Source organism: Polyangium mundeleinium (assembly GCF_028369105.1).
Taxonomy (GTDB): Bacteria; Myxococcota_A; Polyangia; order Polyangiales; family Polyangiaceae; genus Polyangium; species Polyangium mundeleinium.
Window position 1 is genome coordinate 7,302,152 of the sequence record NZ_JAQNDO010000001.1, and the last position, 18,398, is coordinate 7,320,549.

An 18,398-nucleotide genomic window follows, 5' to 3' on the forward strand; every position below is an offset into this window, starting at 1 on the left:
GGTCGGGTTCCGTCCGCCGAAGATCCCGGCCATACACGCGCCGACGGCGCCTCCGCGTGCGCGGGGCCACGAAAGGGTTGGTCGAGATGAAGGAAGAGACGTTCGAGGGCAAAGGTGGGCTGAAGATTTTCATGCGCTCGTGGCGTCCGGAGACGACGCCGCGCGCCGTGGTGTTGCTGGTCCACGGCTTCAAGGCCCACAGCGGCCTGTACCTGTGGACGGCGGAGCAGCTCGTCGCACAAGGGTTCGCCGTGTACGCGCTCGACCACCGCGGGCATGGGCGCTCGGAGGGCGAGCGGCTCTACACCGAGAAGTTCAGCGACTACGTGGACGACCTGCACACGTTCGTGACCCTGGCGAAGGCGCGGGAGCCCGGGCTTTCCGTGTTCCTGCTCGGGCACAGCGCGGGCGGCGTGATCTCGTCCATCTACACGCTCGAACACGGCGAGGAGATCGCGGGCTTCATCTGCGAGAGCTTCGCGCACGAGGTGCCCGCGCCGGACTTCGCGCTGGCGATCCTGAAGGGCCTCAGCCACATCGTGCCGCACGCGCACGTGCTCAAGCTGAACGACGACGACTTCTCACGCGACGCGGCCTTCGTCGAGCAGATGAAGACGGACCCCCTCATTCCGCGCGAGGGCTACCCGACGCAGACCGTGGCCGAAATGGTGCGCGCAGACGAGCGGCTGAAGCGAGAATTCCCGCAGATCACGCGGCCGCTGCTGATCCTGCACGGCACGCTGGACAAGGTGACGTTGCCGCACGGCAGCCAGCTCTTCCACGAGAAGGCCGGGTCGACAGACAAGACGCTCAAGCTGTATGAAGGGCACTTCCACGACCTCTTGAACGATGTCGGCAAGGAAGGCGTGTTCGGCGATATCGTGGAGTGGATCACGGCGCGGATTCCGGCGCGCAGCTGAGGGAGGCGCCTCGCTGGGGCGTTGCCCCAGGCCCCAGCAGGGGCTGTCCGCCCCTGCACCCGGACCAGCCAGGGGCTGGACCCGGGGTCGATGAACTGCGCGATGCGCAGTTCATCGAACAGGCCGAGGCAAGACCGGCGACGACCCTGCCAACCAAGGCAGTAGCGCTGACGGTTCAACCGGCAACGTGTCGCTGCGTGCGACGACCTCCACGGTCTTGCCACCGGCGTCCGGGGCGGCGCCCCGGCGCGGCGGCTTGGGGTGAAGTCCTCTCAGCCCTGTGCCGAAGGGGCAGACATCACGGCTTCGTCCGCATCCTCGCCGGGCACATCCCCGCCCTTCTTGGCCGCAGTCTCCAGCACCGGGAAGATCACATCCTGCCGCTCGCGATCCCGCGGGAAGGCCGCTCGCACCATGCCCATCGCGCGGTCCACCGCGTCGTGGTGGGCGTCGCGCAGCGCAAGCTCCGTCTTGAAGGCGTCGCCGTACGCGGCGAGGGCCTCCTCGTGCGCGGCAAGGGCGGCCTCCAGGCCCGCGAGCGCGGCGCCGAGCTTGGGCAGCCATGTATTGCGATATCCCTCGATGCCGGCGACCTTGGCGTGCTCGATCCGGTCGAGCAGGTCTTGCATCGGCTTGACCTGCGCCCTGCCCTTGGGCGTGACGATCGGGGTCGAGCCCTTCGGGAACACGGCGGCGCGGATCCTCCCGCGGCGCCCGCCGTCTTCGATTTCGGCGGCGCGGAGGGCGGAGCGGATGACGCGTTCCGCGCTGTATTCGGCGAAGCGCGCGGTAGCACGTGTCTTGACGATCGAGATGCGAAGGGCACGGCGCTTCTCGTGCTGATCGTCGAGCGCGTCGTTGATGGTCCGGATGTCGAGGGCGGTGGCGGTGGTCTCCGGGAATTGAGCGAGGCCGGTTTCGAGCTCGACGCCATACTCGACACGGACGTCGGACGAGGCATTGCCACGATACTTGCGCATGAGGGGCTCCCTGGGCCGATGGCCCGGTGGTGGTGAGTGATCAACCTCGACGCGAGCGATGCGACGTCGGGGTTGTCGTTGAACGTTTGTGGGAAACGGCCATTCAGGGGGAGCAGGTTTTGGGCGCTCGAGGGTCTCGGAATGGTGGGACCGGGGCGGGAGAACGTGACGCGAGGGTGTTCGAACGGTCGAACGGGCGCGCGTCACCGTGACGTGTGGGGGTTGGGGCGTTTGGAGACGCGGAGGAGATGGTGACGCGTGGGTGTTCGAAGGCTCGAACGGGCACGCGTCACCGTGACGTGTGGGGGATCGGGCGTTTGGAGACGCAGGGGAGACGGTGACGCGTGGGTGTTCGAAGGCTCGAACGGGCGCGCGTCACGGTGACGTGCGGGGGTTGGGGCGTTTGGAGACGCGAAGGCGACTATGGGGAGGGGGGCGGGTCCTCTGTGGGGAGGCGGTGTCGCTGCTGGATCCTGCGGATTTGCTGCGCTTCCGGCAGCCGGAGCCTCTCGGCGTCCGCATGCGCGAGCCGGAGGAGCCGGGCGGCTTCGTCGCGGTCGCCGGGAGCGTTGCGGGCGAGGAGGTTGTGGGCGATGTTCGCGCGGCAGACGAGCCGTTCGCGCACCTCGCCGAGCCGCTCGTAGACAGGAAGTTCTTCTTGTTGGCGGATGCGCAGGGCCTCGTCGAGCTCCCCCCGCGCCTGCAGGATGGCGGCGATTCTGCCGAGGGCGACCGCACGCTCGCGCACCTCGCCGAGCCGCTCAAAGACGGGGAGCACTTCTTGTTGGCGGATGCGCAAGGCCTCGTCGAACTCCCCCCGTGCCTTGAGGATGTCGGCGATTTGACCGAGCGTGACCGCGCACGAGCTTGCATCGTCGAGCCGCTCGAAGACGGGGAGCTGTTCTTGTTGGCGAATGCGCAGGGCCTCGTCGAGCTCCCCCCGCACCTCTAGGACGTCGGCGATTCGGCCGAGGGTAACCGCGCGCTCGCGCACATCGTCGAGCCGCTCGAAGACGGGGAGCACTTCTTGTCGGCGGATGCGCAGGGCCTCGTCGAGCTCCCCCCGCGCCTCCAGGATGTCGGCGCGGCAGCCTGCGGCGAGGGCGGCCTCCCTATCCGCACCGTGAGCTTTGTCGTGCGCCTCCTTCTGCTGCGCAGTCGTCAAAGCCCGATCCAGATCCCCAGCGCTTCGCGCTACGTTCGCTAGCGTCCAGAGTAGGTTGGAGCGCTCCCGAGCATCCTGCTGCTGCAGCCCCCGCTCGCAGAACTCCATCCACACGTGGAACGGGCCGTTCTGGATCGCAAACGACATCGCCCGCCCGACGACGCGACCAAACTCCTCCCCGTGCACCCGCGGCAACCAAACCGCAAGCGCCCCCATCTCCCGCCCGACCTCCACCCACGCCTCGCCCTGCTTCTCTTCGGGCAACCGCTCCAAGAACCACTCCGTCATCCGCGCCGTCACCACCTCCTCATCCACCCGGCGCCGCATCCACTCCGCCAGGAGCGCATGCATCCTCCACGCACCATCCGCGCGCTCCTCCGCGGGCGCCCGAACGAGAAGCGAAAGCCTCACGGCCGCATCCACGAGCCGGCTGAAATCCACCGCTTCGAGCCCGGCCATCGCCGCCCCCAGGCTCCGCCCCACCCCCACCGACGGCGCATACCCGAGCGCGCGCAGCCCTGCGAGGAGCGGCTCCGCCCCCGCGCCAAGCTGCCGGCCGAGCAAGTCCATCGAGATCCCGAACGTGTGATGCAAGTTCGCCCGGCGTGAATCCCCTTGGAAAAACGCATACCCCGGATCACCCGGGTTCATATCGAGCCCACGCCGCCGCAGCTCTGCAAGGAACGTATCCGCGTCGTACCCGCCGACGCGCAAGTACCCGGCCGCGAGATGCAAGGCGAGCGGCAACCCCCCGAGTTCCCGGACCAGGCGCCGACGTGCTTCACGTTCGGCCTGCGTCCGCGCCAGCCCGAGTTCCGCTTCGAGCAGCGTGATCGCCGTCTTCTCGTCGAACGTATCGATGGGAATCGCCACCCAGCCGGGCGTGACGCCGAGCCCTTGATACCGCCCAGTCACGATCAAGGCGCATCCGCGCAGCTCGCGCGCGAAGAACACGGCCGCGTTCGCTGCATCTTGCCCATCGACGTTCTCCAGATGCACGAGCGCCCGCGAGGCGCGCAGCGCTTGACGCACGCGCACTGCGAGGTCGTTCGGTGCGCCCATGAGACGCAGACGCTCGGCAAGGTCGCGGATCCACGAACCCGCGAGATCCCTCCCCGTCTTTTGCTCGTCCGGCGCGAGCGCGAGCCTGTACGTGCCGCCCGGAAAGTCTGCCGCGTAATCACTCGCGAACTTGTCCGCCAGGTACGACTTGCCCACGCCGGGCATCCCTTGCACGGCGCAGACGGCTGCGACCTTGGGCTCCCCCGATGCGGGCAGAAGCGTCTCCGCGAGCTTCCTCAATTCATCGTCGCGACCAACGAAGATCCGCGGAGGAGGCGGAGGCACCGAGGACGACCGAGACGCGCCAGAAACCCGCCACCTCAGCCGGCCGCTGGGAGCCTCGCGATACAGGCCCCCGTTGTCGAACCAGAACCCGCTCTGCGCATCGGAAAACCCTCGCAGGCGCACGTCGTACCCCCGCGGCCGCCCTTCGTCGTCGAGCGTGATGTCGAAGAGGTGGCAAGCATTCTGCCACGTATTGCCGAGCTCCCCTTCGTACAGGCATCCCGCCGCAACCTGCCGCAAAGCCTCGCCCGGACCGATCCACGCCGCGAGCTCCTCGCGGTGCAGATGACCGCGCAGCAGGAGATCCACGTGCTCGGCGAGCAGCGAGCGGCACGCGTCCCCATCCCGCAGATCCGAAAGCGGATGATGCACGAGCGCGAGGCGAAAGCCGGGCAGCGACGAGCCTGTTTCTGTCGTCCCGAGCCGCGCGACCTGGTCCTCCGTGAGCAGGAGCCTGCTGCTGTCGGCGTCGTCGCCGCAGAGCCACGCCGAGTCGAGCCCGATCACGTGGACGTCGAAGGGCAGGTCACGGACCCGAACCGTCCCTCGGTAGCCGAGGCGGCCATGCGGCGAAGACCCCGGCAAGAGCGCGCTCCGGCCGAACGACGCAAGCCACGTCCGATACGCCGCCGTGCGTTCGAGGACCTTCTCCCGCTGCGCATCCTTGAGCCCGCGGGGCGTGTACTGGCCGAGCAACCACCGCGAGCGCTCGATGGGAGGGACATCCAGCAGCAACGGGCGGAGTTTCTTCCACCCCTGCGCGTTCACCTTCCGATTCACGTCGTGGTTCCCCGGCACCACGAAAAACCGCTCCTTGGGGACGTGGAGCCTCTCGAGCATCGCCTCGAATAACTCACCCGCCTGCTCGTACTCCTCGGCCTTGCCCCAATCCGCGACGTCGCCCGTGAAGCAAACGAGGTCCACCGCAACACCGTCCGCGACAAGCTCGTCGAGGTTCTTCGCCCACGCCTCCCCGAGCACACGCCGCCTGCGCCAAGCATCCTTCTCGCGGCTTCCGCGCGCGTGAAGGTCGGACAGATGCAGGATCCGGAGCTTGTGTTCCTTCATCGGCCGTCACCCTCGCGACGAACCCATGAGAACGCAGGGCGCGACGGCTGTCGAGGGCCGCGACGCCGTCCACATCGCGTCAGGACCTCCCCTCCCCCGCCGGACCCCTGCTCCACGCAAATCCTCGCGTCAAACCGCGGCCAGCGGTGTAGAGTCAGCCGGCAATGCCCACGATCCACTACGCGCCCGATGGGATCTCCATCGACGCCCCGGAAGGACAGACGCTCCTCGCCGCCGCGCTCTCCGCCGGCGTCCCGCACATTCGCGCCTGCGGCGGCAATTCGCGCTGCTCGACGTGCCGCGTAGTCGTGCTCGAAGGCCTCGACAACGTCGACCCTCGGAATGAGCGCGAGCAGCCGCTCGCCGAATGGTTCGGCCTGCCGCCGAGCGTCCGCATGGCTTGCCAGACGACCGTGCGCGGCCCCGTCCGCGTCCGCAGGCTCGCGCTCGATCAGGAAGACGTGCAGATCATCAGCCGTCTACGCGCGGGAAAAGCCGCCGCGCTCGGCGCCAGGCTCCCCGTCGCGATCCTCGTCGCCGACATCCGCGGCTTCACGTCGTTCTCCGAAACGCTCCAGCCCTACGACGTGATCTACGTGCTGAATCGTTATTTTGAGTCCATGGGGCGCGTCGTCGCGGCCGAGGGAGGCTTCATCAACAATTACATGGGCGATGGCCTGACCGCGCTCTTCGGCGCGGACGGGCAGCCGGAGGCGCCCTTGCGCGCGGTGCGGGCCGCCCTCGGCATGTTCGAGGCGGTGAAGCAGCTCGAACCTTACCTCGTGACGAGCCATGGCCGGGCCTTCGACATCGGCATTGGCATTCATCTCGACGAGGTCGTGGTGGGGCCCGCGGGCGCGAGTGACACGAAGCTCGTCGCCGCAATGGGCGGCGCCGTCGACTTCGCCTGCCGCGTCGAGGCCGCGAACGTGGAGGTCGGCAGCCGGCTCCTCGTCTCGGAGCCCGTCTACCGCGCCGTGGCAGACAAGGTCTCGGTGGGACGGACGGCGCGCATCGCGGCCAAACGCGGCCCGGCGGAACACGAGCTCCACGAGATCACCGCCCTCCGCTGAGAAGACGGAATCACCCGCCCTCTCCGTGCTCGACGCCCCTTTGCTCGGCGCCCGGAGCACCGTTGACCGCCGCGCGAGGAGCGTGGTACGCGAACATGCGTAAATCCCGGTTCAATCGCCCCAGGACGGCGCGCTGTCCATGGGCTTTCTCGTGCAGGGACCCATGCTCGCCATCCGCAACCTCAGCAAGACCTACGAAAACGGCGTTCACGCGCTGAACGACGTCACCCTCGACATCCCGCGCGGCATGTTCGGTCTGCTCGGCCCGAACGGCGCCGGCAAATCGTCGCTGATGCGCACGCTCGCGACCTTGCAGGAGGCCGACAGCGGCACGGCCACCCTGGAAGGTGTCGACGGCAAGACCATCGACGTGCTGCGCGACAAGGACGCCGTGCGGCGCCAGCTCGGCTACTTGCCGCAGGATTTCGGGGTGTATCCCAAGGTGAGCGCGGAGGACCTGCTGGAGCATTTCGCCGTGCTCAAGGGGCTGACCGAGCGCAAGCAACGCCGCGAGGTCGTGGAGGGCCTGCTGCAGCAAGTGAACCTGTGGGACGTGCGCAAGCGCAAGCTCGGCACGTATTCGGGCGGCATGCGGCAGCGCTTCGGCGTCGCGCAGGCGCTCCTGGGCAATCCGCGCCTCGTGATCGTCGATGAGCCGACAGCCGGCCTCGATCCCGAGGAGCGCAATCGTTTCCTCAACCTGCTCGCCGAGATCGGCGAAAACGTCGCCGTGATCCTGTCCACGCACATCGTCGAGGACGTCACCGACCTGTGCCCGACCATGGCCATCATGAACAAAGGCCAGGTGCTGCGGACCGGAAAGCCCAGCGATGCAATCGCCGCGCTCGAAAACCAGGTCTGGCGCAAGCAGGTCACGAAAGCTGCGCTCTCCGAATACGAGGCGCGCCATACCGTGCTGTCGACGCGGCTCGTCGCCGGCCGTCCGGTGATCCACGTGTTCAGCAGCGAGGACCCGGGCGACGGCTTCGAGCAGGTCGCGCCGAACCTCGAAGACGTGTACTTCCAGCTCCTGCGCGTGCAGGCCGCCTGACGTAGCGCCGCCATGATTCGTGAACTCTTTCGATTCGAGCTGCGCGAGCAGCTTCGCTCTCCACTGCTCTGGCTGATCGCCTCCTTGTTCGGATTGCTGGCCTTCGGGGCGGCTGCCAGCGAGGCGGTTCAGATGGGCGGGAGCATCGGCAACGTTTTCCGGAATGCGCCGACGGTCCTCGCCAGGTGGCTCACGCTCTTCACGCTGTTCGGGATGCTGGTCATCACGATCTTCATCTCCAGCGCTCTTTTGCGCGACTTCGAGCAGGGCACCGCGGAGCTGTTTTTCGCGAGCCCGATCCGCAAACGTGATTATCTGCTCGGCCGGCTCGGCGCGGCGCTCACGGCGAGCCTGTTCGTGTACCTCGTGATTGGCCTGGGCCTGTTCGTCGCCCAGTTCATGCCGTGGATCGATCCGGCGCGCCTCGGGCCGGTCTCGCTCGAGCCCTACCTGTGGTCGTTCGTGGTGTTCGTGATCCCGAACGTGCTCTTCACAGGCGCGCTGCTTTCGCTGATGGCGGTCGTGACACGCAGCATTCTGTGGGTCTACATCGGCGTGATCGCGTTCTTCGTCCTGTACGGCGTGAGCGCGGCGCTGCTGCGCGACATCGACAATGTCTGGATCGCGACGCTGATGGATCCGCTCGGCCTGCGTGCCCTCGAGCGCACCATCCGCTACTGGTCGGCCGAGGAGCGCAACACCGGCCTGCCGGCGATCAGCGGGTACCTCCTCGGCAACCGCGTGCTCTGGACCTCCATTGCCACGGCGCTGTTCGCGGCGACCTTCGCGCTGTTCAAGACCGAACGCAGCGGCACCGGCCGCCGGCGCTGGGGCCGGACGGCGAAGGCGGAGGCGCTCGCCCCGGCGGCGCACGCGGCCCGAAAAGCGGCCGGGACGGCGGTGCAAAGGCCCGAGCCCCTCTTCACGACCCACACGGTGTGGCGGCAGTTCCTGCGTCAACTGCGCTTCGACACCGTGGGCGTGTTCCGCGGCGTGCCCTTCCTGGTGATGCTCTCGTTCGGCATCGCCAACTTCATCCCGACCGCGCTCTTGCGCCAAACCTTGTATGACACGCGCATCTATCCGGTGACCTCGCAGATGCTGTCCGCCCTGCAGGGCAGCTACAGCTTCCTGCTGGTGATCATCGTGCTGTTCTACGCCGGCGAGCTCGTGTGGAAGGAGCGCGGCGCGAAGATGCACGAGGTCACCGACGCGATGCCGGTGCCGAACTGGGTGCCGCTCCTCGCGAAGTTCGGGGCGCTCTTGGCGGTGATCGCCACGTTCCAGGGGATCGGCGCGATCACGGCGATGCTCATCCAGCTCGCCAAGGGGTATACCCGGCTCGAACCGCTCTTGTACCTGAAGACGCTGACGCTGGACTCCAGCGTGTATGTGCTGATGGGCGGCCTGGCATTGACCCTGCAGGTGTTCAGCAACAACAAGTTCGTCGGCTATGCGCTGCTGATCCTGGTGCTCGCCCTGCAGACCGCGCTCGGGCTGATGGACTTCACCCATCATCTCTACAACTTCGGGAGCTGGCCGATCGCGCCGTATTCGGACATGAACGGCTATGGCCACTTCTTGTCGGCGCAGCTTTGGTTCCAGGGGTACTGGGGCCTGCTCCTGGTTTCGCTGCTGCTCTTGTCGGTGGCATTCTGGGTGCGCGGCAGCGTCAACAGCCGGCGCGAGCGCTTCGTGGTGGCGCGGCAGCGGCTGCGCGGTCGGCTGGGCGTGGCCTTCGGGCTCGGCCTGCTTTCGTTCGCGTCCGTGGGCGGCTTCTTGTTCTGGAACACGAACATCCGCAACGACTACCGCTCGCCGGAGCAGAACCTCGACCTGGCGGCGCGTTACGAGAACGAATACGGCCGCTACAAGAATCTGCCGCAGCCGAAGATCCGGGCTTCGTCCACGGAGATCGACCTGCGTCCGGAGACGCAGGTCCTGCGCATCGACGGGGTTTACCGCGTGCACAACCCCCACGCCTCGACGATCGAGGAGGTGCACATCAACCTCACCAACGACAAGGCGCTCGTCTCGATCGACTTCGGCGGCGCCGAGCTCGTGAAACACGATGCCCCGCTGGGCTACCGCATCTATCGTCTCGCGCGCCCGATGCAGCCGGGCGAGGAGCGCGAGGTGCGCTTCCGCCTCGACTACCACGCGAATGGCATCACGAACGAGCTGCAACAGACGCAGATCGTCGAGAACGGGAGCTTCTTCAACAACCGCATGTTCCCGCAGCTCGGCTACGACGAGCGCGTGCAGCTCGACGATCGGAACGACCGCCGCAAGCGCGGGCTCGGGGAGCCCACCCGCATGCCGAAGCTGGAAGACGAGGCGGCGCGCGCGAGCACCTATGTCGACGACGATGCCGATTGGCTCGACTTCAAGACCACCATCTGCACCGCGCCGGATCAGACCGCGCTCGCGCCGGGCTACCTGAAGGAGGAGTTCCAGCGTGATGGCCGTCGCTGCTTCAGCTACGCCATGGACCGGCCGATGCTGAACTTCTACGCCTTCCTGTCGGCGCGCTGGCAGGTGAAGAAGGGGTTTTACAAGGAAGGCACGCCCGCGCAGATCCCGATCGAGATCTATTACGACCCCAAACATCCGTACAACGTCGATCGCATGATCGAAGCGGTGCAGAAGTCGCTTTCGTATTACGAGGCGAACTTCACGCCGTACCAGCACCGCCAGGTGCGGATCATCGAGTTTCCGGGGTACGCGAGCTTCGCCCAGAGCTTCGCCAACACCATCCCCTATTCGGAGTCGATCGGCTTCATCGCCGACCTGCGCGACGAGAGCGCCGTCGATTACGTGTATTACGTGACCGCGCACGAGATCGCGCACCAGTGGTGGGCGCACCAGGTGATCGGCGCCAACGTGCAGGGGGCGACCGTGCTGTCGGAGTCGCTCTCCCAGTACTCGGCGTTGATGGTGATGGAGCAGGAATACGGCCGCCCCAAGATGCGGCGTTTCCTCAAGGAGGAGCTCGACAAGTACCTCGCCGGCCGCGGCGGCGAGCGGGTCGAGGAGCTGCCGCTCTACCGGGTGGAGAACCAGCAGTACATCCACTACCAGAAAGGATCGCTGGTGTTCTACCGCCTGCGCGAGGAGATCGGCGAGGCCACACTCAATCGCGCGCTGAAGAAGTTCCTGCAGGACAAAGGGTACCAGCAGCCGCCGTACACGACGTCGGCCGAGCTTCTGGCGTACATCCGCGCCGAGGCCGGTCCGGCGCACGAGGCGCTGATCACCGACCTGTTCGAGAAGATATGCTTCTACGACAACCGGGTCGAGGCGGCGACCGCCACCAAGCGCAGCGACGGCAAGTACGAGGTGACCCTCGATCTGTTCGCGGACAAGCGTTATGCGGACGGCAAGGGCAAGGAGACGCCGGGCGAGCTCGATGATTGGATCGAGGTCGGCGTCTTCGCGCGCGGCAAGTCAGGCAAGGAGGCGGACGAGGAGGTGCTGTACCTGGAACGGCACCACGTGACCAAGCAGCACGAGCAGGTGACCGTCGTGGTCGACGCGGAGCCCCATGAAGCCGGCTTCGATCCGAACAACAAGCTGATCGACCGCGTGTCCTCGGACAATCGCAAGCGGGTGGATCTCTAGACTTACTGCACGACGATGTCGCGCATCGTCAGCTGATCATTGATGGTCAGTCTCTGGAAGATCGGGCGCGTGACGGGCGAGCCGGCGAGGCGGAGGAACGCCGCGCGCAGGATCCGTTGCGCTTCCCCGGACGGGGTGAAGAACGCCCTCATTTTCAGCCCGTGGGCCTGCAGGCTCGTGATGAACGGGCGGAGCTTCTCCTCCCAGGCGACGAGCGCGCGTCCCACGTCGTCGGGGTATGTCTCCAGCATGTTGCCCAGGAGCTCACTTCCGGCCAGGCCGGTCGAAGCGCCCATCCCTGAATACAGCGTCAAGCACCACGCCGCGTCGCCGACCAGCACGACCCGGCCCTTGTGCCAGCGATTCATGCGAACCTGGTTGACCGCGTCGAACAGATACTCGTCCGCGGCCGCGAAGTCGTCGAAGAGCTCGTTCAGCAAGGGCCCTGCCGGCTCCGGACCGTACGCCTTGCGAATCGACTCGATGCGGGGCCTTCGGAACTGCGCATCGACGTCGTCCACGCGGTAGGAGAACAGCACGCCGGGGTTGTGGTCCGCGAAGGGGAAGACCCATACCGATCGCCCGGCCTCGGCCATGACCAGCCCGTCGTGCAGATTGTAGCCGCTGACGGGTTTGCTCAGGATGGCCGCACCGATCATGTACTTCAGCGGGTAAAGGAAGTCTTCGGGCGGGCCGAAGACGAGCTTTCGCACGGTCGAGCGCATTCCGTCGGCGCCCACCACGAGGTCGAAGCGCTCGGTCACGGTCGCGCCGGTCTTCGTGTGGGTCGTCGTGACGTCGACGCCGCGATCGACCTGCTCGATTCTGGTGGGGACCGTCGAGAAGCGGATCTCCACCCCCTCCGGCAGCGCGGAGAACAACCCATTCTCGACGTCGCCGCGCAGCAGCATGCGCGGCTCGCCGGGCACGTCGGCGAAGTTCATGCCCTTGCGACGACGATTGGACCGGTCCACCTCGTACGTCAATGTTTGCGGGTGCCTGCGGTTGCCCATGGCCTCGAGCACGCCGAGCCGCTTGGCGGACGCCTGGCCCGTGCCGAAGAGGCCAATGAAATAGCCGCCTTTGCGGCGTTCGGGTGCCCGCTCGAGGATCACGGGCTCCCAGCCGGCCCTGTGCAGCCGGAGGGCTGTGGCGATGCCAGCGATGCCAAGTCCAACGATCAAAACGCGGCGCCCAGGTGTCGCTGATGTCGTCATGATGCGCTGACGATAGCGATCGACGGCGCCCGCCGGCAGAGCGCGGGTTGGGGCGGGAATCGGCCTGGATTGGGGTCGAAGGGAAAGGCCCTTCAGGCCCCGGGGCGGCGGCGCCGCTCGCGAAAGGCGCGGGGGGTCATTCCCTGGGCGCGCCGGAAGGTGCGGATGAAATGGGTGACGTCGGCGTAACCCACCTGGTCTGCAATGCGCTCGATGCTCGCGTCCGTTTCCAGGAGCCTCCGCCGGGCCTCGGCCATGCGATGCTCGCGCAGCCAGTCCCCCACGGTCAGCCCGGTCTCCCGGCGGATGATGTTGGCCAGGTGTGAAGGCGTGCGCCCGACCGCCGCCGCGACGTCCTGCAGCGAGAGGGGCTCCAGGCAGTGTGCCTCGATGAAGGTGAGCGCATGTTGCACGAGCCCGCTGAGCATGGGCGGCGCCAGCGGCGCGTGCTCCTGCAATTCGCGCATGAACTCCGTGATCAGAAGCGTAAACCATGCGAGCGCGGCGTTTTCCGCGCCCCACTGGACCTCTCGCAGCTCGGCCTCCATCTCGGCCACCACGCGCTCGATTCGTTGCCGCCGAGGTGGCCCGGGTCGCAGCCGGAGCAATCCCCGGAGAAAGATGCTGCGCACCGGCGCGTCCTTCGCAATTCCCCCCATGCGTGGTTGTCCGGGCAGCCGCTTCGGAGAGCTCAGCAGCGTCGGATCAAAGCCCACGATCCATCCCTCCAGGTCGGTGACATCGAGGGGCTGGTTCTCCACGCCCGCGGGGATGATGTGGATATCCCCGGCATGGAGATCGACCTCTTCCAGATGACGGCCTCGCCCCTTGCCCGCCGTCAGCACGAACACCATGAAGAAGGTCGAGATCATCGGCCCGGGAAGCGGCGTGGGCTTGGGCCCCGAGAGGCGAACGACACGCAAGGGCAAGCCCCCGGCGCCGAATTCGTCCAGCGTGAGAACGTCAGGAGGACGGTGCGGAGGCGCGCGACGCATGTCCTCGAGCATCGCATACACCGGGATGCATGGGGGGATTCTGCGTGCGAGGCGGGCTCAGCGCGGCGCGGCGGCGGGCACGGGCGGCGGGAGGCGGCCCGGGAGGAGCGCCGCGCAGCCGAGGGTCACGACCAGCGATGCGCAGAAAATCACGATCGACGTCGCGTGCTCGCGCCGGGCGATCTCGGGGACCGGGCTCTCCGTGAGGACCAAGCCGAGCACGGTCAAGCCGGCAATGCCGCCGAGGTAACGCATGGTGGAGGTGAGGCCCGCCGCCATTCCGCTTTTTTCCCGGGGCACGTCGCTGATCGAGGAGGCTTGCGAGGGCGCCGACGTCAGGCCGAGGCCCAAGCCGAGCAAGCCGAGCGCAGGCACCGCGTCCGTCACAGCATGGAAGGGGAGGAACACGAGCAGCGTCATTCCCACGAGGGCAAGCGCAGAGCCGGTGAGCGCCACCGCGCGCGCCCCGAAGCGCTCGGACGCGCGCCCCGCGAAGGGAGACGCGACGATCATCATGGCCATCATCGTCACCAGCGTATTGCCGACGTCGCGCGGCCCCGCGCCGAAGAGCCGCCCCGCCACCTGCGGCAGCTCGAACAACATCGAGTACATGGCGAAGTTCTGGATGGCGATGAGCAAGCTGCCCGCGACGAAGCTCCGGCGCTTGAACAACGAGAAATCGATGATGGGATCCGCGGCGCGTTGCTCCCACCACGCGAAGGGAACGAGCCCCAAAACGCCGAGCGCGGCCGCCCAGCGGAGCTCCTTGTTTTCGAGGCCGATCACGAGCCCGAGGAGCGAGGCCCCGAGGAGCACGGAGCCGAGCACGTCGAAGCGAGGTCGCGCCGCAGCCTCTTTCGGGGGCGAGGCCGCAGGTGCGCCGAGATGCACGAGCGCGGCGGAGGCGAGGAGGACCGGGACGTTCGCGAGGAAGATGGACGTCCAGCCGAAATGCGTCACGAGCAACGCCCCGACCTTCGGGCCGAGGCCCGCCGAGAGCCCCATCATGGCGCCCATCGCGCCGAACGCGCGGCCTCGCACCTCTGGCGGCAGCTCGGTGCGCAGCATGGCAAACGCGCTGGGCGCGAGAATCGCGCCGCCCGAGGCCATGAGAATACGCGCCGCCGTGAGCCCCGGGAGCAGGGGCCAGACGTAGGCGAGCGTGGCGCCGAGCGCGAAGAGGATCTGGCCCATCGCGAGCGCCCGCCGGTACCCGAGCCGGTCGCCGAGCTTGCCGCCCGGGCTTTGCAGGACGATGTTCGTGAGCAGATAACTCGTCACGAGCCCTTGCCGGAGCACGCTCGATTCGGCGCCGAGGTCGCGCGACATCGCGGGCAGCGCGACAGCGACCATCGTGGAGTTGAGCGGCGCGAGCGAGGCCGATAAGGCGATCGCGACGAGCAGGCGCATGGGCACACGGGGCCCTTGTTCAGCCACGGGTGATCGCTCTCCTCTGGAGCAGATACAGGCGATCGGCGGCGAACGCCCATTCCAGGTCCTGCGTCCCGCCGAAGGCCGCTTCACACGCCGAGGCCAGCGCGTCGAGCGCCGCGAGGCGCGCGTCGTCGAGGCACAACACGTCGACCCGATGCGCCGGCACGGGGACCTCGGTCGTGCCGCCTTCCTCGCTCCAAACAATCGCGCAGTCCTTCTCGCCCGGCCTCTTTTCGAGGACACGCCCGCCGCGGGACACGCGATAGTGGTCGGGCGTGACGATCCCCGCGACGACCGCCTCGCCGAGGCCCCACGTCGCCTCGATGACGCGCTCGTCGGCGCCCGTCGTCGGGTGGCGGGTGAAGAGCACGCCCGCACAATCGGCGAGGATGAGCCGCTGCACGACGACGCCCATCCGAGGCTCCGGCGGGAGCCCGAGCTTTCGTCGATAAGCGAGCGCCGACGCCGTCCGCGCCGAGCCGTGTACGGTCGCGAGCGCGTCTTGCAGTTGGCGAGGATTACGCACGTTCAAGACCGTGGCATGTTGCCCGGCAAAACTCGCCGCGGCGCCGTCCTCGCCGATCCCGGAGGACCGGACCGCCACGGGCCCGGCGAGCGTCGCGAAGGCATCCAAGAGCCGGCCGAGCTGCGCGTCGTCTCCCGCGACGACGCGATCCACGAATTCGGACGAGAGCGCGAACGCCGGCGGCACGGGCAGGCCGCTTCGATGCGCTTGCCCGAGCTGCGCGGCTTTTCCGCCGAACTCGGCCTCCGGAAGGTGCGCGTCGAGCGCCGCGATCACAACGCCACCTCCGGCGCGAGCGCGGGCGAGGGTGAGGGCGCCGCGGCGAGGATCGTCACTTCGCCGGTTTCACCGTCCACGCGCACGCGCGCGCCGTCGGGGATCGTCACCGTCGCCGCCTTCGTGCCGACGATGCCGGGAATGCCATATTCGCGCGCCACGATCGCCGCGTGGGAGAGCTGCCCTCCCCGATCGGTCACGATCGCGCCGAGCAGCGGGAGCACGACGTTGAAATAGGCCGACGTCGACCGCGTCACGAGCACGTCGCCTTTCTGGATTCGCCCGAAATCCGCAGGGTCGAGGACGACGCGCGCCGTCCCCTCGTACACGCCCGCATTGATGGTGAGCCCCTGGACGCGCGCGGCGGCGTTCTTGCTTTCGGGTTCGGGCGGCTTGCCCGCGTTCGCGTGGTCCGCGGTCATGTCTTCCATGAGCATGTTCATGGCCTTCATCGCGCGGCGCGCCGCGGCCGGGAAGACGTCGAGGGGCGGCGGCTCGCCGGGCGGCGCATTCAGCCACGGCGGCGCGTGTTCGAGGGTCATCGTCGCTCGATAGAGCGCGCGCTTGGAAAGCTCCGCCGCAGAGGGGCCCGAGCGGCCTTCGAGGAGCGCGACCATTTCCTCGATCGTGAGGTCCACAGCGTGCTCGGGATCCTCGATCTTCCCGGCGGAGACGAGCCGGCGCCCCACCTCGAGCACGGCCCTGCGCGCGAGCCCGGTCCCCCAGCTATCGGCGTAAATGCCTCGCTCGTCGCGCAGCCGGTTCACGCGCCGCGCCTCGCCGAGCAGCTCGTCGAAATGCGCCCGGTGCGCAGCCGGCACGCGCGCGCGGATCTCCCGCTCCTTTGCGTCGCGCGTGGCGAGCGCATCGTCCGCACGATTCTCCTCGACCGTCGCTCGAATCGCCCGGACGAGCATGTCCGGCAGCTCGCCCGCGGTCTTGTCCGAGATGTCGTACCCGATCGACCGGCACCGCACGAGATCCAGGTACGCACGCGCCGCCGTCCCGACCTCCCCCGGCAGCGCCACGAGCGCATCGAGCGCGGCCTGCGCATCGCCCTGCCGGGTGAGCACCCCGCGCCCCTCCTCGCTCGCGCGGAGCGCCTTCGCCAGCGCTTCGAGCTCGTCGATGGCGATGCCGCGGGCGAGCGGCGACGTGCCTCGCAAGAGCGCGAGCGCCTCGCCCGAGCTCACGCCCGTCCATTCGCGGACGTGCGCGATGTAATCGCCCGTCGGCAGCATGACCGTGAAGTTGTAGTGGTGGTGGAGCGTGATCATCTCCGCCATGTGCGTCCGCGTGCGCTTCAGGTGTTCCCGGAGCGCGCCGAGGTCGAGCGAGGCCGGATCGATCGCCTGGAGGGCCAGGTGCTTCTCGATGGCGCGTGGTTTGTCGACCCTGTCCCAGTGCCCGAGATCCGTGCGCCAGAGCTTCGATTCGAACGCCCGCTCGCATCGCTTGAACCGCGCGCGAATTTCGGGATGCACGCGGAAGAGAAGCCACAACAAGGGCTTCGGCGGCGGCCCGCTGCCCAGGCTCGCGACGCCCGCCGGGACGCCGAGAGGCTGCATCTGGCCGTAGGCGAAGCCATTCACCATGACGAGGCTGATCCCTTTCATGGGAAGCCCGTATCGCTCCATTCCCTTGGCGAACCCGATCGGCATGCCCTCCTTCAGGGCGTCCGCACCAAACCGCGTCGCAGGGCGCGAGAAATGCGACTTTTCGAGCTCCCACGGACCGGGGCCGGGTGGTTCGAACCTGACGTCGGCGAACATCGGATGGACCTTCATTGCCTTCACCTCGTCCTGATGGAAGCGATTGCCTGGGGAGCCGGACCCGCTCGCTCTCGTTCGAGGGAGCGCCCTCGGTCCTCGGTGACGTTCTCGTTACGGAAGCGTGACGATCGCGAGGCTAGGGGATCCTCGACGTGCTGTCCAGTACTCCATGACCAGTTTGGAAAGTTGGTCATCCAGTACCGGTCGGTGTTGGTCCTCGGTCGAAGGTCGCTGTAGAGTGCCGCGCGATGGTGGCGCAGGACGACGAGCAACACCGAGGGCGCGGCGAGCGGATCCTCGCGGTGGCCCAGGAGCTCCTCCTCGGGTGGGGCTACAAGCGGGTCACGATCGACGACATCGCACGTCGTGCTCGTGTAGGGAAAGGCACCATCTACCTCCACTGGAAGTCAAAGGAGGCGCTCTTCATGGAGCTCTTGCGCCGTGAGGTCGCCGCCATGCTCGACGCGCAGATCCACGAGATTCAAGTGGAGCCGAGGATGGTGCTGCCGCACCGGATGTTTCGCTCGATGTTCCTGCTCCACACGGGGCGCCCGCTTGCGAGGGCCATTTTCGGAGAGGAAGCCGATATCCTGGGCGCGCTGGCGCCGGACCGATCGGCGCCGTCCTTGGCCCGCGTCCTCGGGCTCGCGGACCACCTCACCCGGATTTTGCAGATCTTTCGGGATCACGGGCTGATACGCGTGGATCGCCCGCTCCCCGATCAGGCCCATGCCATCGAGGCCATCCTGTCGGGTTCTTTTCTGCTATCGAAGCTGCCGTCGCACGCAGGGCCCACGCTGGAACAGCAGGCGGACATCCTGGCCGTCACGGTGCGCGACGCATTCGAGAGGCCCGAGCCGCCGGAGCGCGCAGCCGTCGAAGCCGCGGCGTTGCGACTCGGCACGATGCTCGACGACATGCGCACGCAGCTCCTCGGCAAACCATCCTAGGTT

Annotated in this window: 12 protein-coding genes; 5 read left to right on the plus strand and 7 right to left on the minus strand. The window is 67.7% G+C overall.

Annotated elements, in window-relative coordinates:
* The first annotated feature begins 86 nt into the window (after positions 1-86).
* On the plus strand, positions 87-920 hold the full coding sequence (locus POL67_RS28935; RefSeq protein WP_271922843.1) for an alpha/beta hydrolase: 834 nt from the start codon (positions 87-89) through the stop codon (positions 918-920).
* 272 nt (positions 921-1,192) lie between these two features.
* Here the strand turns inward: POL67_RS28935 and POL67_RS28940 are convergent, their stop codons facing one another.
* Positions 1,193-1,900, minus strand: a complete 708-nt coding sequence (locus POL67_RS28940; protein WP_271922845.1) for a hypothetical protein — start codon at positions 1,898-1,900, stop codon at positions 1,193-1,195.
* 421 nt (positions 1,901-2,321) lie between these two features.
* Positions 2,322-5,480 carry a metallophosphoesterase gene (locus tag POL67_RS28945; protein ID WP_271922847.1) on the minus strand — a complete coding sequence of 1,053 codons (3,159 nt, stop codon included), beginning with the start codon at positions 5,478-5,480 and terminating at the stop codon, positions 2,322-2,324.
* Between the two features lie 164 nt (positions 5,481-5,644).
* Between POL67_RS28945 and POL67_RS28950 the strand changes: the two genes are divergently transcribed.
* The 3 genes from POL67_RS28950 (at position 5,645) to POL67_RS28960 (ending at position 11,225) form a co-directional block, all read left to right on the plus strand.
* Complete coding sequence (locus POL67_RS28950; RefSeq protein ID WP_271922849.1) at positions 5,645-6,553, plus strand: adenylate/guanylate cyclase domain-containing protein; 909 nt, start codon at positions 5,645-5,647, stop codon at positions 6,551-6,553.
* A 163-nt stretch (positions 6,554-6,716) separates the two neighbouring features.
* Complete coding sequence (locus POL67_RS28955; RefSeq protein WP_271922851.1) at positions 6,717-7,604, plus strand: ABC transporter ATP-binding protein; 888 nt, start codon at positions 6,717-6,719, stop codon at positions 7,602-7,604.
* 12 nt (positions 7,605-7,616) lie between these two features.
* Positions 7,617-11,225 (plus strand): ABC transporter permease/M1 family aminopeptidase, encoded by a 3,609-nt coding sequence (locus POL67_RS28960; RefSeq protein WP_271922853.1) that lies wholly within the window; start codon positions 7,617-7,619, stop codon positions 11,223-11,225.
* Between the two features lie 2 nt (positions 11,226-11,227).
* On the opposite strand, the gene POL67_RS28965 is transcribed toward POL67_RS28960, so the two are convergent.
* From POL67_RS28965 to POL67_RS28985, 5 genes are all read right to left on the minus strand, one after another.
* The gene (locus POL67_RS28965; RefSeq protein ID WP_271922855.1) at positions 11,228-12,409 is read right to left on the minus strand and encodes an FAD-dependent monooxygenase; all 1,182 of its coding nucleotides are present in this window, start codon (positions 12,407-12,409) and stop codon (positions 11,228-11,230) included.
* A 125-nt stretch (positions 12,410-12,534) separates the two neighbouring features.
* Positions 12,535-13,314: a helix-turn-helix transcriptional regulator gene (locus POL67_RS28970; RefSeq protein ID WP_271922857.1), complete on the minus strand. Its 780-nt coding sequence runs from the start codon at positions 13,312-13,314 to the stop codon at positions 12,535-12,537.
* A gap of 180 nt (positions 13,315-13,494) precedes the next feature.
* Positions 13,495-14,874: an MFS transporter gene (locus tag POL67_RS28975; protein ID WP_271922859.1), complete on the minus strand. Its 1,380-nt coding sequence runs from the start codon at positions 14,872-14,874 to the stop codon at positions 13,495-13,497.
* Positions 14,867-15,673 carry a PEP/pyruvate-binding domain-containing protein gene (locus POL67_RS28980; protein WP_271922861.1) on the minus strand — a complete coding sequence of 269 codons (807 nt, stop codon included), beginning with the start codon at positions 15,671-15,673 and terminating at the stop codon, positions 14,867-14,869. The genes POL67_RS28975 and POL67_RS28980 overlap by 8 nt, the downstream gene beginning before the upstream one ends.
* A complete protein-coding gene (locus POL67_RS28985) occupies positions 15,670-17,460 on the minus strand; it encodes a PEP-utilizing enzyme (protein WP_271922863.1) in 1,791 nt (596 codons plus the stop codon). The genes POL67_RS28980 and POL67_RS28985 overlap by 4 nt, the downstream gene beginning before the upstream one ends.
* A gap of 233 nt (positions 17,461-17,693) precedes the next feature.
* On the opposite strand from POL67_RS28985, the gene POL67_RS28990 reads away from it, so the two are divergent.
* Positions 17,694-18,395, plus strand: a complete 702-nt coding sequence (locus POL67_RS28990) for a TetR/AcrR family transcriptional regulator (protein ID WP_271922865.1) — start codon at positions 17,694-17,696, stop codon at positions 18,393-18,395.
* Positions 18,396-18,398 lie beyond the last annotated feature (3 nt).

Bases quoted from the DNA above. Each gene is read 5' to 3' on its own strand.
- POL67_RS28935 (WP_271922843.1), top strand. From the start codon at position 87: ATGAAGGAAGAGACGTTCGAGGGCAAAGGTGGGCTGAAGATTTTCATG.
- POL67_RS28940 (WP_271922845.1), bottom strand. From the start codon at position 1,900: ATGCGCAAGTATCGTGGCAATGCCTCGTCCGACGTCCGTGTCGAGTAT.
- POL67_RS28945 (WP_271922847.1), bottom strand. From the start codon at position 5,480: ATGAAGGAACACAAGCTCCGGATCCTGCATCTGTCCGACCTTCACGCG.
- POL67_RS28950 (WP_271922849.1), top strand. From the start codon at position 5,645: ATGCCCACGATCCACTACGCGCCCGATGGGATCTCCATCGACGCCCCG.
- POL67_RS28955 (WP_271922851.1), top strand. From the start codon at position 6,717: ATGCTCGCCATCCGCAACCTCAGCAAGACCTACGAAAACGGCGTTCAC.
- POL67_RS28960 (WP_271922853.1), top strand. From the start codon at position 7,617: ATGATTCGTGAACTCTTTCGATTCGAGCTGCGCGAGCAGCTTCGCTCT.
- POL67_RS28970 (WP_271922857.1), bottom strand. From the start codon at position 13,314: ATGATCTCGACCTTCTTCATGGTGTTCGTGCTGACGGCGGGCAAGGGG.
- POL67_RS28985 (WP_271922863.1), bottom strand. From the start codon at position 17,460: ATGAAGGTCCATCCGATGTTCGCCGACGTCAGGTTCGAACCACCCGGC.
- POL67_RS28990 (WP_271922865.1), top strand. From the start codon at position 17,694: ATGGTGGCGCAGGACGACGAGCAACACCGAGGGCGCGGCGAGCGGATC.